Annotated in this window: 12 protein-coding genes; 3 read left to right on the top strand and 9 right to left on the bottom strand. The window is 67.0% G+C overall.

Annotation, left to right across the window (positions count from 1 at the left end):
* Positions 1 to 25: 25 nt before the first annotated feature.
* The 4 genes from QRM89_RS10525 to QRM89_RS10510 form a co-directional block, all read right to left on the bottom strand.
* A complete protein-coding gene (locus QRM89_RS10525; RefSeq protein WP_115045134.1) occupies positions 26 to 991 on the bottom strand; it encodes an aliphatic sulfonate ABC transporter substrate-binding protein in 966 nt (321 codons plus the stop codon).
* A gap of 11 nt (positions 992 to 1,002) precedes the next feature.
* Positions 1,003 to 2,043: an L-glyceraldehyde 3-phosphate reductase gene (mgrA, locus tag QRM89_RS10520; protein WP_285447982.1), complete on the bottom strand. Its 1,041-nt coding sequence runs from the start codon at positions 2,041 to 2,043 to the stop codon at positions 1,003 to 1,005.
* 16 nt (positions 2,044 to 2,059) lie between these two features.
* The gene (locus QRM89_RS10515; RefSeq protein WP_285447981.1) at positions 2,060 to 3,388 is read right to left on the bottom strand and encodes an LLM class flavin-dependent oxidoreductase; all 1,329 of its coding nucleotides are present in this window, start codon (positions 3,386 to 3,388) and stop codon (positions 2,060 to 2,062) included.
* A gap of 82 nt (positions 3,389 to 3,470) precedes the next feature.
* Complete coding sequence (locus tag QRM89_RS10510; protein WP_285447980.1) at positions 3,471 to 5,729, bottom strand: TonB-dependent receptor; 2,259 nt, start codon at positions 5,727 to 5,729, stop codon at positions 3,471 to 3,473.
* Positions 5,730 to 5,953: 224 nt separating this feature from the next.
* Between QRM89_RS10510 and QRM89_RS10505 the strand changes: the two genes are divergently transcribed.
* Positions 5,954 to 6,262, top strand: a complete 309-nt coding sequence (locus tag QRM89_RS10505; RefSeq protein WP_043922197.1) for a GIY-YIG nuclease family protein — start codon at positions 5,954 to 5,956, stop codon at positions 6,260 to 6,262.
* 43 nt (positions 6,263 to 6,305) lie between these two features.
* Complete coding sequence (locus tag QRM89_RS10500) at positions 6,306 to 7,013, top strand: glutathione S-transferase (RefSeq protein ID WP_285447979.1); 708 nt, start codon at positions 6,306 to 6,308, stop codon at positions 7,011 to 7,013.
* A 193-nt stretch (positions 7,014 to 7,206) separates the two neighbouring features.
* Here QRM89_RS10500 and QRM89_RS10495 read toward each other — a convergent pair whose 3' ends face one another.
* From QRM89_RS10495 to QRM89_RS10475, 5 genes are all read right to left on the bottom strand, one after another.
* Positions 7,207 to 8,019, bottom strand: coding sequence for a DUF3014 domain-containing protein (locus QRM89_RS10495; RefSeq protein ID WP_042594897.1), 813 nt, complete (start codon positions 8,017 to 8,019; stop codon positions 7,207 to 7,209).
* Between the two features lie 390 nt (positions 8,020 to 8,409).
* Entirely contained in the window at positions 8,410 to 9,576 is a 1,167-nt protein-coding gene (locus QRM89_RS10490) for a lysozyme inhibitor LprI family protein (RefSeq protein WP_285447978.1), read from the bottom strand.
* Positions 9,573 to 11,174, bottom strand: a complete 1,602-nt coding sequence (locus tag QRM89_RS10485) for a hypothetical protein (protein WP_076037881.1) — start codon at positions 11,172 to 11,174, stop codon at positions 9,573 to 9,575. The genes QRM89_RS10490 and QRM89_RS10485 overlap by 4 nt, the downstream gene beginning before the upstream one ends.
* A gap of 137 nt (positions 11,175 to 11,311) precedes the next feature.
* The gene (locus QRM89_RS10480) at positions 11,312 to 12,184 is read right to left on the bottom strand and encodes a hypothetical protein (RefSeq protein ID WP_285447977.1); all 873 of its coding nucleotides are present in this window, start codon (positions 12,182 to 12,184) and stop codon (positions 11,312 to 11,314) included.
* A 23-nt stretch (positions 12,185 to 12,207) separates the two neighbouring features.
* The gene (locus QRM89_RS10475) at positions 12,208 to 12,681 is read right to left on the bottom strand and encodes a DUF3574 domain-containing protein (RefSeq protein ID WP_012437623.1); all 474 of its coding nucleotides are present in this window, start codon (positions 12,679 to 12,681) and stop codon (positions 12,208 to 12,210) included.
* Between the two features lie 204 nt (positions 12,682 to 12,885).
* Here QRM89_RS10475 and QRM89_RS10470 point away from each other — a divergent pair, with 204 nt between their 5' ends.
* The gene (locus QRM89_RS10470) at positions 12,886 to 15,321 is read left to right on the top strand and encodes a TonB-dependent receptor (RefSeq protein ID WP_285447976.1); all 2,436 of its coding nucleotides are present in this window, start codon (positions 12,886 to 12,888) and stop codon (positions 15,319 to 15,321) included.
* Positions 15,322 to 15,469 lie beyond the last annotated feature (148 nt).

Here is a 15,469-nt window from a genome sequence, read left to right as displayed (position 1 = left end):
CGCTGCGGCACAGGCAAATCGCGCATCACTTGCCCGCCGCCGTCGCCGCAGCAGCAGGCGCGCGCCACACCGCCGGTGCCACAAGCACGCGCTTGGGCAATAACCGCTGCGCGTAGAACAGATCTGCGGTTGCCTGCTGCGCCTTGATCACCTGCGCGCTCAGCGGCTGCACGCTCGCCGGTGGGCGATGGGCCAGGCTGCGCTCGACCACCGCCGGCGGCAGCCCGCTCACCTGCGCCAGGATGCGGATGCTGCCTGCACGGTCGCGCTCCAGCAGACCGTCGGCCTGGTTGAGCTGCCCCATCACCTGCTGCAGAAACGGGCCCCATGCGGTGGCATAACGCCGCGATGCCAGGAAAAAACCGCCGGTGAGCCCCATACCCTCGCCGTTGGCAAGCAGGCGTGCGCTGCCATCCAGCGTCAACGCCGAATACCACGGGTCCCAGATCGTCCACGCATCCACCTGCCCGGCCGCAAACGCAGCGCGCGCATTGGCCGGCGACAGATACAGCGGCGTGATGTCACGCAGGCTCAAGCCGGACTTGGCCAACAGCCGCAGCAGCAGGTTGTGCGCGCTGGAGCCCTTCTGAAACGCCACGCGCTTGCCCTTGAGGTCGGCCACGGTGCGCAGCGTGCTCTTGCTCGGCACCAGGATGGTTTCGGCCTTTGGTGTGGGCGGTACCCAGCCCACGTACAGCAGATCGGCACCGGCGGCCTGCGCGAACAACGGCGGAATATCGCCCGCACCGCCCAGATCGATGCTGCCCACGTTCAAGGCTTCCAGCAATTGCGGCCCAGCCGGGAACTCCACCCACTGAATCTTGGTGCGTGGGAAGCGTTGCTCCAGCAACCGGTGCTGCTTGGCCAGCACCAGGCTGGAGACGGCTTTCTGGTAGCCGATGCGCAACTGCGCCGGTTCTGCCGCCGCCGCACACAACGACCACGCCATGCCGAGCAGCAACACCACACCTAGCAGCACACGCTTGCGCATCGAAGACCTCGTCATTGCCAATCGGTGGAGGGTTTTTCCCAGAGATTGATGCCGCCTTCGACCGCATGGCGATCGATCTCGGCCAATTCCTCTGCACTGAACTCCGGCGTCTGCAGCGCTGCCACGTTTTCCAGCAGTTGCTCCGGGCGGCTGGCGCCAAGCAAGGCCGAGCTCACCCGTGGATCGCGCAGCACCCACGCCAACGCCAACTGGGCAAGACTCTGCCCGCGCTGCTTGGCAATCGCATCCAGCCCGCGCGCGCGTTGCAGGTTGTCCTCGGACAGGTGCTCGGGCCGCAGCGATTGCCCGCCGGGACGATTCACCCGCGCATCGTCCGGCACACCGTTGAGGTACTTGCCGGTCAGCAGGCCCTGCGCCAATGGGGTGAATGCAATCACGCCGGCGCCCAGCTCGGCGGTGGTCTCCAACAGGTCGTGTTCGGGCCAGCGGTTGAACAGGTTGTAGGCCGGTTGGTGGATCAGCAGCGGCACCTTCCACTCGCGCAGCAATGCGGCGATCTCGCGCGTGCGGGCCGACGAGTACGAGGAAATCCCCACGTACAAGGCCTTGCCCTGCTGCACCGCGCTGGCCAGCGCGCCGGCGGTTTCTTCCAGCGGCGTGTGCGCATCGAACCGGTGCGAATAGAAGATGTCCACATAATCCACGCCCAGCCGTTGCAGGCTTTGATCCAGGCTGGACAACAGGTATTTGCGCGAGCTGCCGCCCTGCCCATACGGGCCCGGCCACATGTCCCAGCCGGCCTTGGTGGAAATGATAAGCTCGTCGCGATACGGCTTGAAATCTTCGCGCAGCAGGCGGCCGAAGTTGATCTCCGCACTACCGTATGGCGGGCCGTAATTGTTGGCCAGATCGAAGTGGGTAATGCCCAGGTCGAACGCAGTGCGCAACAAGGCACGCTGGGTATCGATCGGGGTGCTGTCGCCGAAGTTGTGCCACAGGCCCAGCGATAGCGCGGGTAGCACCAGGCCACTGCGGCCAACGCGGCGGTAAGCGATACGATCGTAACGATCGGGATGTGCGAGATAAGTCATGGCGGGGTCCGGTGGCTCAGCGTGCGCTGAAGCGATTGATGGGGCGTTGCAGCCCCAGATGATCGCGCAACGTGCGCCCCTGGTATTCACGCCGAAACAACCCGCGCCGCTGCAGCTCCGGCACCACGTGCGCGGCCACATCGGCCAGCCCGCCAGGCAGGTGCGGCACCAGCACGTTGAAGCCATCGGCCGCGTCCTGTTCGAACCACGCCTGCAGTTCGTCGGCAATCTGCGTGGGCGTGCCGATCAGGCTGTAATGGCCGCGCCCGCCCGCGATGCGCCGCCCGAGTTGGGCGATGCTCAGCTGCTCCTGCCCCGCCAGTTCGGTGAACAACTGCTGGCGGCTGCGCTGGCCGGTTTCAGTCAACGGCAACTCTGGCAACGGGCCATCAGGCGGATACCCGGACAGGTCGAAATTCCCCAGCATGCGCGACAGCAGCGCGATACCGACCTCCGGCTCCACCAACTTCTGGAACTGCTCGAATTTTTCCTGCGCTTCGGCCTGGCTTTGGCCCACCACGATGAACACACCTGGCAGCACCTTCAACGCATCGCGGCTGCGCCCGAACTGCTCCAGCCGGCCCTTGATGTCGGCATAGAAGGCTTGCGCCTTGGCCAGCGACGATTGCGCGGTGAACACCACCTCGGCGGTTTCGGCCGCCAACGCGCGCCCAGGCTCGGACGAACCCGCCTGCACCAGCACCGGATGGCCCTGCGGCGCACGTGCAATGTTGAGCGGGCCGCGTACCTGGAAATGCGTGCCGCGATGATCCAGCACATGCGCACGCGTTGGATCATGGTGCAGGCCGGAGGCCTTGTCGGCGACAAAGGCATCGTCGTCCCAGCTATCCCATAGCCCGGCCACCACCTGCTGAAACTCGCGTGCACGCGCATAGCGTTCGGCATGCACGTAGTGCGCGTCGCGGTTGAAGTTGAGCGCTTCGTCGGCCGCATCGGAGGTGACCAGGTTCCAGCCGGCACGCCCGCCGGAGAGATGGTCCAGCGAGGCGAACTTGCGCGCCACGTGATACGGCTCGTTGTAGCTGGTGGTCATGGTGGCGATCAGGCCGATGCGCTCGCTCACCGCAGCCAATGCACTAAGCAGGGTAATCGGCTCGAACAGGCTGGAGCGCGCCATGCGCGGAGCAACGGGCCCACCGGCGGCGGCCAGGCTGTCGGCGATGAACACCGCATCGAACTTGGCCGCCTCGGCGATCTGCACCATCGCGCGGTAGTCGTCGAACACCAGCGGATCGGCAGTGACCTGCGGATGCCGCCACGCCGCCACGTGATGCCCGGTGGCCATCAGGAACGCACCCAGCGAAAGCTGGCGTGGCGCACTCATGCCAGCCACCCGTGCGCGCTGCAGGCCAAGTCAACAGACGACGTGTGCTTCAGTACAACGCGTTGCAACAGCAGAGGCATGTTCAAAAATCCTTGTGCACTTGCAGCCCCACGTAGCGACGATCGTCGCGTGGAACCAGGCGGTAGACATTGCCGGTGGCATTGGCCAACAGCGGCGCATAAGAACGATCGCCCAGGTTGCGGCCGAGCACGGCGACACGCCAGCCGTGCAGGTCATCGGCCAACGCCACGCTGGCATTCCAGATGGCATACGGGCCCTGGATGGTCTGCGGGGTCTGGCTCAGGTCGTACTGCACGCTGTCCTGCCAGGCCACATCGCCGTTGAATTCCAGCGCCAGCGTGCCGGACAACGGCACGCGGTAGCCGGCGCGCAGGTTGCCCTTCCAGTCCGGCGAAAACGGCAAGGGTTTGCCGTCGACATTGCAGTTGGCGGCGGCCGCCGCCGGGCAGGCGAAGCGCTGGATGCGTGCCTGCGTGTAGGCCAGCGATGCGGCCAGGGTGAGGCGTTCGGTGGGGCGATAGTCCAGATCCAGTTCCAGGCCTTGCGTGCGTGCCTGCCCGGCATTGATCAGGCGTGTCACCACCTGCCCGGCCACGGTGTCGAAGAAGTTGGCCTGGTAGTTGGCGTAGTCGGTATGGAACAGCGCCAGGTTGGCACTGAGCCGGTCATCCAGCGCGCGCGTTTTCAGGCCCAGCTCCCACGCGTTGGAGGTTTCCGGCTGCAACGCCGGCGTGTCGCGCGGCTGCATGTTGAAGAACACGTTGTAGGCCGGTCCCTTGTAGCCACGCGAGTAGGTCAGGTAGCCGGTGGTCTGCGGCGCGATGTCGTACTGCAGGCCGGCACGCCCCGACACGCCGGTCTCTTCGGTGCTGCCGCGGCTCGCGGTGGAGGGCTGGATCCCGGTCACCGCAGCGGCCGCAGTGGAGACGCGCTGATGGCGGTAGTCGAGCGTATCGCGGGTGATGCGCGCGCCCAGCAGCGCACGCAAGTCCTCGCGCCAGTGCCAGGTGGCCTCGCCGAACGCGGCGACGGTCTGCGCACGCGTGGCGTAGTTGGCAGTGCCCAACGTGCGCGCACCTGGCGAAACCACGCTGCGTTGGTAGGTTTCGTCGTTACGCGCATGCAGGTAGTACAGCCCGGCCACTGCCTCCACGGCACGGTCACGCGGGGTCTGCAGCCGCAGTTCCTGCGAATACTGTGTGTAGCTCAGCTCGCCGCGATCGTGCGAGGACGGAAACGCCGCGCTGCTTTGCGCGGTGCGGTCGCCATCCTGGAACTGGGTGTTGTCCCACTGCCGCCAGGCGCTGATCGAGGTCAGCAAGGCATCGCCCAATTGCTGGTCCAGCTGCAGCGATGCGCCCTTGCTGGTGTCGTCCAGGTGCGTGCGGTAATCGCTGTTGATCTGGCGGTTGTCGGCCGTGGCCTGGACCGGCGCCAGGGCCGCGGCAAAATCCGCGCGCGTGCTCGCCACCACTACGCCACTGGGTGCATCGCTGCGCGACTGCAAAAAATCCGCCAGCAACGTGGCAGTCAAATCCGGATTGGGAGTGAGCTCCAGCCGCAGCCGCGCACCGGACCGCTCGTAGCCGTTGACCTGCGTGCCATCGGCCGCATTACGCACGTTGCCACCGTAGTCTGCCCACAACCCCGACACGCTGGCCTTCAGTACACCCGGCACCAGTGCACCGCCAACGCTGGCGCGCACGCGGTTCTCGTCGCCGCCACCAAAGTGCGCGTAATCGACCGACCCACCAAACACCTCCGGCACCGGCTTGCTGATGATGTTGAGCACACCGGCCGAGGCGTTCTTGCCGAACAAGGTGCCTTGCGGCCCACGCAGCACTTCGATACGTTCGATATCGAGCAGCTCCAGCGTGGCCTGCCCGGGCCGCCCCAGCACCACACCGTCGACCACGGTGGCCACGCTGGGCTCGACGCCGGGCGAGGTGGAAATGGTGCCCACGCCACGCAGGAACAGCGAGGTGTCCTTGTTGGAGGCGCCAGCACGAAAGGTCAGGCTGGGCACCAACGTAGGCAGGTCCGCCACCGTGTTGCGATTCTCGCGCTCCAGCGACTGGCCCTGCACCACCGAAACCGCCACCGGCACCTGCTGCAAGGTGCTTTCGCGCCGCGTCGCAGTGACCGTCACCGCGCCCAGGGTCTGCGCGGCCGGCGTGGGCACTGGTGCATCGTTGGCACGCGTGTCGGCGAACGCCGGTGCGCACGCCAACGACAGGCTCCAGGCCAGCAGGCGCGGGGTTGCCGAGAACACGGTGGAAGCAGCAGTGGAGTCGGCCGGGGACCGGTAGCGCACGGACATGCAGTTCCTTGTGGATGCGCCATGCCAGGCATGGCGGCAGCGATGGCGCGCAAGCCGACTCGGCCGCGCAGCGCGATGTCTGCATGCTGTTTGCCACCACCACAGGCGTCAAATAACCAATGGCTTGGTGGTTATTCGCTCACGCACGCAACGTCTGTGTTGCCGCCGGCGCACGCAATGCGCACGCGGCTGTGCGGCGCGCACGAAGCGGCGATAATGTGCCGATGGATGCACCCAAGCCCTGGCACCTCTATCTGCTGCTCTGTCGCAATGGCAGCTACTACGCCGGGATCACCAACGATCTGGAGCGGCGCTTCCAGGCGCATCTGCGTGGCACCGGCGCCCGCTACACACGTGCGAATCCGCCGCTGCAGGTGCTGGCCAGCCATCCCTATCCGGACCGGGCCACCGCTTCACGCGCGGAGTGGTTGCTCAAGCAGCAGCCGCGCGCACGCAAACTGGCCTGGTTGCAGGCACAGGGGGTGCTGCCTGCCGAGTCACGGCCCGACGACACGCCGCTCACGCCCGCCTAGCCGTCGATTGCCTAGCCTGCCCTGCCCTCTCCTGGAGCAGCGCATGCACTACCAGCTCTATTACTGGACCGGCCTGCAGGGCCGCGGCGAATTTGTCCGCCTGGCCCTGGAAGACGCCGGTGCCGACTACACCGATGTGGCCCGCGCCGAAGGCGACGAGGTCATGAACACATTCCTGGACGGCAGCGCAGACGGCGCGCGCCCGTTCGCACCGCCCTTCCTCAAGGCCGGCCGCACGGTGGTGGCACAGGTGGCAGCGATCTTGCATTTCCTCGGGCCGCAGCTGCAGCTGGCGCCGGAATCAGAAGCCCGCCGCCTGCAGGCGCTGCAGTTGCAGATGACCATCGCCGACCTGGTGGCCGAGGTGCACGACACGCACCATCCGATCGCCAGCATGCAGTATTACGAAGACCAGAAAGACGCCGCCAAGCAACGCGCCAAGGACCTGCGCGAGAATCGGCTGCCGAAGTTCCTGGACTACTTCGAGCAGGTGTTGCAACACGCTGGCGGCAACCACATCCTGCGCGAGCACTCGTATGTGGATCTGTCGTTGTTCCAGCTGGTCAGCGGCCTGGAATACATGTTCCCCAAGCGGATGGCGACACTCGCCACCGATATTCCGGGCTTGAAGGCGCTGCAGCAGCGCGTTGCGCAACGGCCGCGCATTGCCGCGTATCTGGAATCGGAACGCCGTGTCGCCTTCAACACCAACGGCATCTTCCGGCATTACCCGGAGCTGGATGCGGCGTGATGCTGGCGCCGTGATCGCGCCGCGTTGCGCGTGTGCGTCGCTGTGTGCACATCACAGGCCCGCACTGAAGCAGGCCAGCGCGCCACCGGTCGCCGCGCGCCAGCGCGTGCTGCGACCAGTGTGGCCGATGGCGGCCGTGTTTAAGCACAGGTCTTCGGCAGAGTGATCGACGCGCTGCCTGACTAGGTACCGCTCACCGCCCGCGCAGCACCGCCGCACGGATTCGCTGCAACTGCGCCTTTACCGCGGCCGCCTGGGTGGGGCCAAGCCGCAGCAGGGCTTTCTGGCCCACCGAAAGCGACTCCAGCGCCGGATTCGCGTAGCGGTAACGCCCGCGCTCGTCTTTCACCACCACGATCGGCTGCGCCGCTTCCGGGGTCAGCAGCAGATGATCGATCACCGCGATCAGACGATCATTGAAGTAGCGGTCCGGCGCGCCCAGCTCCGCATACGCCTGTTGGATCAGTGGATAGAAGCGCACATACGTGGCGACCAGCGCTTGCGCATCCAGCGCAGTGAACGCGGCCACATAGGGTGCGTAACGTGTGGCGTTGGTGGTGTCGATCACGCTGCGCCCGTCGGCCTCGGCCACCTGCAACTCACCGGGCACCGGCTGCAACACCGAGGCACGTCGGCTCATGCTGGGCTGGGTGAGGTTGTCGATCATCACCACCGCACGCTGGATCAGGTGATCGCGCAGCACGATGGCCAGCGCGGCCTCGTCGGGCACCAGCGCGTGCAGGGCCTCCCACGCAGCGCTATCGCTTTTCGCCAGCGGTGGAATCGCCGCATCGGCGGCATCGGCCGGGTGCGCCGGCAGCGGGTGCTGCGGCGCGCTGGGGGCAGCGGGCGCGGGCGGTGTGGGCGCCGCAGCCGCCACGGCTGTGGGCTTGGGCGCGGAAGCCGCATCGGGCGCTTCGACGGTGCCGCGGAACAGCCACCACCCGGCACCGATCACGACCGGAATCGCCAGCAGCCACGGCCAGCGCGAAGGTCTGGATTGCATCAGGGAACTCCTAGAAATCGACAACACACCAAGGTGTGACCGTGCGATCGCGCGGTGGTTCCATCGAGTGCTGCACGCGTCCGGGCTGCTGCACGCGCATCGGCGCAGCGCAGCAGCCGCGTTGTGCAGCCAAGCGCCGTTGCTCAATCGTGTGAATAGGTGCCAGCGCATGCGAACGCCGCAGGGAAGCTGCAGCACACGCAGGCTACATGCGCCTCCAAGCGCGGCAGCACGCCAGCGGTGGCTGGCCTTCGCAAATACAAACGAACCCGCGTTTACGCCTCGCCGCCAACACGTGCGTCACCGCTGGCAACGGAAGCGCGCGGCCAACCAGCGCATCCGCAACTGCCATGCCGTCGCGGTTGATCGCCGCATCAGGCCGCCGCTGCCTCAGCTGTCGAAGTCCAGGCGGGCGTCCACCCAGGCAGTGACAATCGCAGCAGCCACTTGCTGCGCCTGTGCGGCCGGCAAATGCTTCTCGCGCACCAGCCAGGCGGCGGTGTCGGCACGCACCTTCGGCAGCAGTGCACGTGCGGCCTTGCGGTCGTCGGCCGGCCATGCGCTGGCATCGCCGGTCCAGGCAGCCAACGCCTGGTCCGGATCGCCGCTATAGCGCTTGCGCAAGGCCGGCTGCAGATACAGCAATGGCGACACCGACGCACGCAGCGCGATGACCTCCCACTCGGCATAGCTGGCGTAGCGAATGGTGCCGGCATCCTTGCTGATCGATTCGATCAACGACGCAAAGGCGGCATCGAGCTGGGTCCAGGACGGCAGCGCGAACAGGCCGCCCGGCGGCTCGCACAACGGCGCGAAGCTGTCGCGGGTGGAACCGTACAGCGGGCCGAACGCCTCGTACGCCGGCTCGCCAAGCGTGCTGAAGATGAAGCAATGCACATACGGGCGCGTGCTGTCGTTACGCTCGATCCACATGCGCAACAGCGTCAGTGTCTTGTCCGGTTCCTGCACGTCAGGACCGGTGGCCTCATCGTTCAGCACCGAATCGGCAAAGCTGTCGACCTTGCGCAATGCCGCGCGCGCACTCTGAAAACGCGCCGCAGACAGCGCCGCGTCCACACCCGCGGCCGGCACGAATTGATGCAGGTACACCAACCACGCCGACGCCAGCGGTGTGTCATAGGCCTGCAATTGGCGCGCCGCGGCCGCCGGTGCGCTCGGGATGCTGGCAATGATGCGGTCAAGGGCCTGTTGTTGCGCGGCCAGCGCCTTGTCCAGCGCATCGGCCCTGGCACTGAGGCTGCGCTGCAGGCAGTCGTCCGGTGTGGCGTTCTGCGCGCAGGCATTGCGCTGCCGCAGCCAGGCGCGTTGCTGCTCGCGCACAGCGGCCACCGCGCTGCGCGGCGTGGTCTGCAGCAGCTCCTGATACGACGCATCCAGGCGTTCGTCGAGCTGGCCCAGCGCCTTTACCGCACACAGGCGTTGTTCCACCGCCGTGCTTGCGCGCGCACAGTCAAACGATGCTGCCCACGCGCCACCGCTGAGCAGCAACGCCGCACCCGCCAGCACCACGCGCAGCGCGTGTGCGCGCCGATTCATGCCAGCGTCTCTTTACGTGCCGGCAGCAGCGACAACAACAGCAGCGTTGCCGCCAACGCCACATACGCACCCACGAATTGCCAGCTGATCACGCGCGCCAGGCCCTGCAGCGACCATGGCAGATAGATGCCGCCGCGCGGGTCCACCGAGTGGATCAACCCGAACAGGGTCAGCCCGGCCGCGACCAGCAGGAACACCGCGCCGCGCCGCAGCCTGCCGTCGATCATCGCCACCACCGCCGCAATCCACAGCATCGCGGTGATGATGAAGCCATTGCCCAGCGCGAAGACCACTGCCAGTTCCGGCAGGCCGTGGCTGTCGACCTTGGTGGTCAGCGCCACCAGTTGCTCCGGCGCGATCCAGATCGGCGCCTTGATTGCCAGCAGGTAGGCCACCGATGGCAAAAAGCCCAGCACCATCGCACCGGCGTGCTGCTTGGGCGTGGCCTGGAAGGCCTGCGTGGTGATGTCGATCGACACGTACACGATGATCGGCGCGAGCACCGCCAACGGCAGCCACTGCACCAACCCGCTGATGATGCCGAGCATGCCGCCGATGCCGACGAACAACCCGGTCAGCAGCGTGTAGCCAGTGCGTGCGCCCATGTGCTTGTAAGCAGGTTGGCCGATGTACGGCGTGGTCTGCGCCACACCGCCGCAGACGCCGGCCACCAACGTGGCCAGTGCTTCCACCAGCAGGATGTCGCGGGTGCGGTAATCATCGCCGGCCGCACGCGCGCTTTCGCTCACGTTGATGCCGCCCACCACCATCAACAGGCCGAACGGCAGCAGCAACGGCAGATACGGCAAGGTGGACGGCAGGCCATCGATGAAGCCCAGATTCGGCAGCGGCAGCACCACCTGGGGCGCCACCCAGGCCGGGACCGCGAATCCAGGCGCCCCCAGGCCGGCCAGCCCCAGGCCGTAGTACAGCGCCGTGCCGATCACGAAGGCCACCAGCACACCGGGCAACTTGATCGGCAGGCGGCCCTTGGCCAGCAGCACATACAGCAACAAGCCCAGGGTGACGAAGCCGGCCACCGGCGAGCGCAGGGTTTCCAGCAGCGGCAACAGGCCCATCAGCACCAGCGCGATGCCGGCGATGGAGCCCAGCAATGCGGCGCGCGGCAGCGCGCGCGTAACCGCTTCGCCAACAAACGACAGCACTAGCTTGAGCAGCCCCATCACCACCAGCGCGGCCATGCCCAGTTTCCAGGTGGCGATCGCCGCGGCCTGCGGGTCCAGTCCCTGCGCCTTGAAGCCGGCAAACGCCGGGCCCAGCACCAATAGCGCCATGCCGATGCTGGTGGGCGCATCCAGGCCCAGCGGCATGGCGGTGACATCGTCACGACCGGTGCGCCGGGCGAGGCGGCGCGCCATCAGGGTGTAGAGCAGGTTGCCCACCAGCACACCGAAGGCGGTGCCGGGGAACATGCGGCCGTACACCACGTCGGGCGGGAACTGGAACAGGCCGATCAACGCCATCGCGATGAAGCCGAGGATGGAGAGATTGTCGACCACCAGGCCGAAGAAGCCATTGAGGTCGCCGGAGACGAACCAGCGCGGCGATGCCGCAGTACGCGAGGAAGGGGCCGACATGGGAGCCAGGATGCGTGGGGACAGGCGATGGTAGCCGCTGCCCCGCATGCGCGACAGCGGCGCGGTGGATCAGAGCGTGCTGCTGCAGCGCCGCCGCTGAGGACCGCCAGCGGCAGCATCCCGATGCACGCGATGACTCAGGGCATGGCCTGGTCGGCACTGATCCAGCCAGTGCTCTCCGCATGGCCGGCACTGCGAAACCGCACCTGCAGGCGGGTCTGGTCCGCGCTCACGTCCAGCGCCTCGAGGCGATCGCCCTTGATCAGATAGCGCCGCGTGGTGGTCGCGGTGGGCGTGGCATATAGCGGCAAGCGCGGCACCTGCACCAGGAACGTAGCCGGCCGGGGCGCTTCCAGGCTCTGGCCGATCTCCGTGCCGATCACCCCGCCCTGCGCATCGAAACGCGGCCACACCGAAAACGGCATGCCCTCTTCGGTACCCGGGCCCAGCACGTCCAGGATCGCCTGCGCGGCAATCGGCTGCTGGGTGGTGGACACATACAGGCGCCCATCGGCGTCATAGCGGTACACGTCCGCGTACCACATTGGCCCGCTGCGGCAGGAGCTGCTCAGGCTGCGCTGCTGCGGGTCCGGGGTGAGATTCCAGAACCCTGCGCACTGCACCTGCGGGCGCGTGGGAGCGGTCAGCAGGCGAAACTGCCGCTGCGCCGGGTCATACAGGAAGACCCGCGTGGCTTCGTTGACCTGCCCTAGCATTACGGTCACCGCCAGATCCGGATGGCCATCGAAGTTGTAATCGTCGCTACGCACGCTGCCGGTGGCTTCGCCTTCGTCCAGGTCCGCGTCCAGCCACTGCTGCTGGCCGCCGGGTGCCAGCACCACATGCAGGCGCGTGCCGACCAGGCTGGCAGTGGCGCGGGTGTGCGCATCGAGCGTCAGTTGCACGTGGGTGTCGCGTGCCGACGCGGCGCACGTGAGCAGCGCGGCTGCGGCAAGCACACCGCCGCGTGCCGCGGTGCCAAGGTGCAGCGCCTGCCAGCGGCGGCGCATGCGGCTGCCCGCAGGGATCCGGCTCAGAACGACACGTCCACTGGCTGCCGCGCCCACAGCACCGACTGGTGACCGGTGGCCTGCTTCCACGCCAGGCGGATCGCCTCGATGTCATTGCGCCGCTGCGGGCTGTCTTCGTGCAGGATCACCAGCACCTTGGTGCCGAGCCGGTTCGGTTCCTTGGCGCCGCGGAACAGCCACTGGCCGTAGGCGTCGAACACGGTGAGCCCGTCCGGAAAGCGCGGGGTCACTTCCTTGTCCAAAAACGCGCGCCACTGCGCGTCGCTGATGGTGCGGGTCTGCGGGCGGTCGGCCGGGCCGGTTTCCTCGCCCACTCCAAAATACAGCTCGCTCCGCACCCAGCCCCGCGCTGCCGCCGGGCGCGCGGCATCGCCCTGCAGGCTGGCGGTGGTGGAGGCCGGCGCGTGCCCCGGCGTGGTGGCGCAGGCAGACAACGCCAACACGGCGGCGAACAGGCAGGACGGCAACAACTTCATCGATCTCTCCAGGCGGGGGCCGGCTCATGCAGGCGGGATATCAGCTCATGCCGGCGCGGGGGCACTGTGCCATCTCGCGCCGGCCTGAACAACACGATAATATCTCTCCATCCGGATGGAAGTGGAACACTCCCGGCCCCCACCTTGCACGCCAGCGCGGCCGGATGCCGACGCGCGGCGGCCTGCCGTATTTCAGGAGACAGCATGACCCGCCCCACCCTTTCGGTTATCGGCCTGGCCGTGGCCGCCGTCCTCAGCGCCAGCGCCCAGGCCCAGCAAGCCGCGCCCGGCGCCACCACGCTGGACACGGTGATCGTCACCGGCACCCGTGCCAGCGACCGCACCGTGCTCGAATCCACGGTGCCGGTGGACGTGCTCACCGCCGAGGACATCCGCAAGGCCGGCGTGGTCAACGGTGAACTGGGCAGCGCGCTGCAGGCGCTGCTGCCCTCGTTCAACTTCCCACGCCAGTCCAACTCCGGCGGCGCCGACCATATCCGCGCCGCACAGCTGCGCGGGCTCTCGCCCGACCAGGTGCTGGTGCTGGTCAACGGCAAGCGCCGCCACACCTCGGCACTGGTCAACACCGACAGCAAGATCGGCAAGGGCACCACGCCGGTGGATTTCAATTCCATCCCGATCAACGCCATCAAGCGCATCGAAGTGCTGCGCGATGGTGCCGGCGCGCAATACGGCTCCGATGCCATCGCCGGGGTCATCAACGTGATCCTGGACGACAACCCCGAGCGCGGTGAACTGGAAGCCAGCTTCGGTGCGTACAACACCGATGTGGAGCCGATCAATCGGCGCGTCACCGATGGCCAGACCAGCTACGCCAGCGCCAAGGTCGGCACGCTGCTGGGCGATGACGGTGGCTTCTTCAAGGTGGGCCTGGAGCTGAAGAACCGCGAGGCGACCAACCGCGCCGGGTTCGATCAGATTCCGCCGTTCGAAGAACAGACCCCCGCCAACCTGGCCCTGGCCGGCCAGCGCAATTACGTGCTTGGCGATGGGGCTACCAAGGGCCTGAACGCCTGGCTCAACACCAAGATTCCGTTCAGTGCCACCGGCGAGTTCTACGCCTTCGGTACCTACAACCAGCGCGACACCGAAGGCGCCAATTACTTCCGTTACCCGGACAGCAGCGCCAACTGGCGCGAGATCTACCCCAACGGCTACCGGCCGATTTCCGAAGGCGAAAACCGCGACCTGCAGATCGTGGCCGGCGCCCGCGGGCAATGGGGCGGCTGGGACTACGACGCCAGCCTGGATTACGGCCGCAACGACTTCACCTACCGGCTGCGCAACTCGCTCAACGCCTCGCTCGGCCCGGGCAGCACCACGCGCTTCAAGACCGGTGATTTCGCCTTTGCGCAAACCGTGGGCAATTTCGATTTGACCCGCGTGTTCGATGCGGCCGGTGCCACCCACACCTTCGGCACCGGCGCCGAATTCCGCCGTGAGCAGTACCGCACGCATGCCGGCGACCCGGCCAGCTACGCGGCCGGCCCGTTCACCGATCGCCCCACCGGCTCGCAGGCCGGCGGCGGGCTCACCCCGCAGGACGAAGCCGACCTGTCGCGCAATGTGGCCAGCGTCTACGCCAACGTGTCCAGCCAGTTCGGCGACAAATTCTCCACCGACCTGGCCGGCCGCTACGAGCACTACCAGGATTTCGGCAGCCAGTGGACCGGCAAGCTGGCTGCACGCTACGCGTTCGCGCCGGCATTCGCGCTGCGCGGTGCGGTCTCCAACAACGTGCGTGCGCCCTCGCTCAGCCAGATCGGCTACGAAGCCACCTCCACCGGTTACGACGCCGCGGGCCGCCTGACCCAGGGCCGCCTGCTGTCGGTCAACAACCCGATCGCCCGCGCGCTCGGTGCCACCGATCTGAAGCCGGAGAAGTCGATCAACGCCAGCCTGGGTTTCACCAGCAAGCTGGGCGATCACTTCGACCTGTCGCTGGACTTCTTCCAGATCGACATCGACGACCGCATCGCGCTGTCCGAAGACATCACCGGCAGCAGCCTCACCGATTTCGTGCAGCAGAACTTCGGCGTCACCGGCGTGCAGAGTGCCAGCTACTTCCTCAACGCCGCCGACACCCGCACCCGCGGCGCCGAGCTGGTCGCCAACTGGCGCCAGTACGCCTTCGGCGGCGATCTACTGCTGACCGGCACCTACAGCTACGCCAAGACCGAGTTGAAGAACGTCATCGCCACGCCGTCGCAACTGCTGGCGCTGGATCCGGACTACGTGCTGTTCGGCGTGGAAGAGAGCAACACGCTCACCGATGCAGCCCCGCGCACCCGCGCCTCGCTCGCCGCCAACTGGAGCAACGAGCACTGGAACCTGCAGAGCCGCGTCAATCGCTACGGCAGCGCCACCCGCGTGTTCGACTTCGGTGACGGCTTCGTGCCGCGCCAGACCTACGGCGCGGAATGGCAGCTGGACCTGGAAGCCGAATACCGCCTGGGCACGCAATGGACGCTGGCGATCGGTGGCCAGAACATCCTGGACAACTACTCGGACCGCTCCATCGACGACATCGCCTACTTCGGCAACCTGCCCTACGACGTGCTCTCGCCGATCGGCAGCAATGGCGCGTACTGGTATGGACGCGTGCGGTATAGCTTCTGAGCGAAAGCGAAGAGCTTGAAAAACGCTCTCCCTCAGAGAGACCGCGTTAGCCCCTCTCCTGCGGGAGAGGGTTGGGGTGAGGGCACGGGGCGAAGCCCTCATGACGTTCCAACTGCACGAGGCTTTGCCCGTACCCTCATCCGCCCCT

The organism is Xanthomonas sp. LMC-A-07 (assembly GCF_030208825.1).
GTDB classification, from domain to species: Bacteria; Pseudomonadota; Gammaproteobacteria; order Xanthomonadales; family Xanthomonadaceae; genus Xanthomonas; species Xanthomonas campestris.
This window is presented reverse-complemented; position numbering and strand designations above follow the sequence as displayed.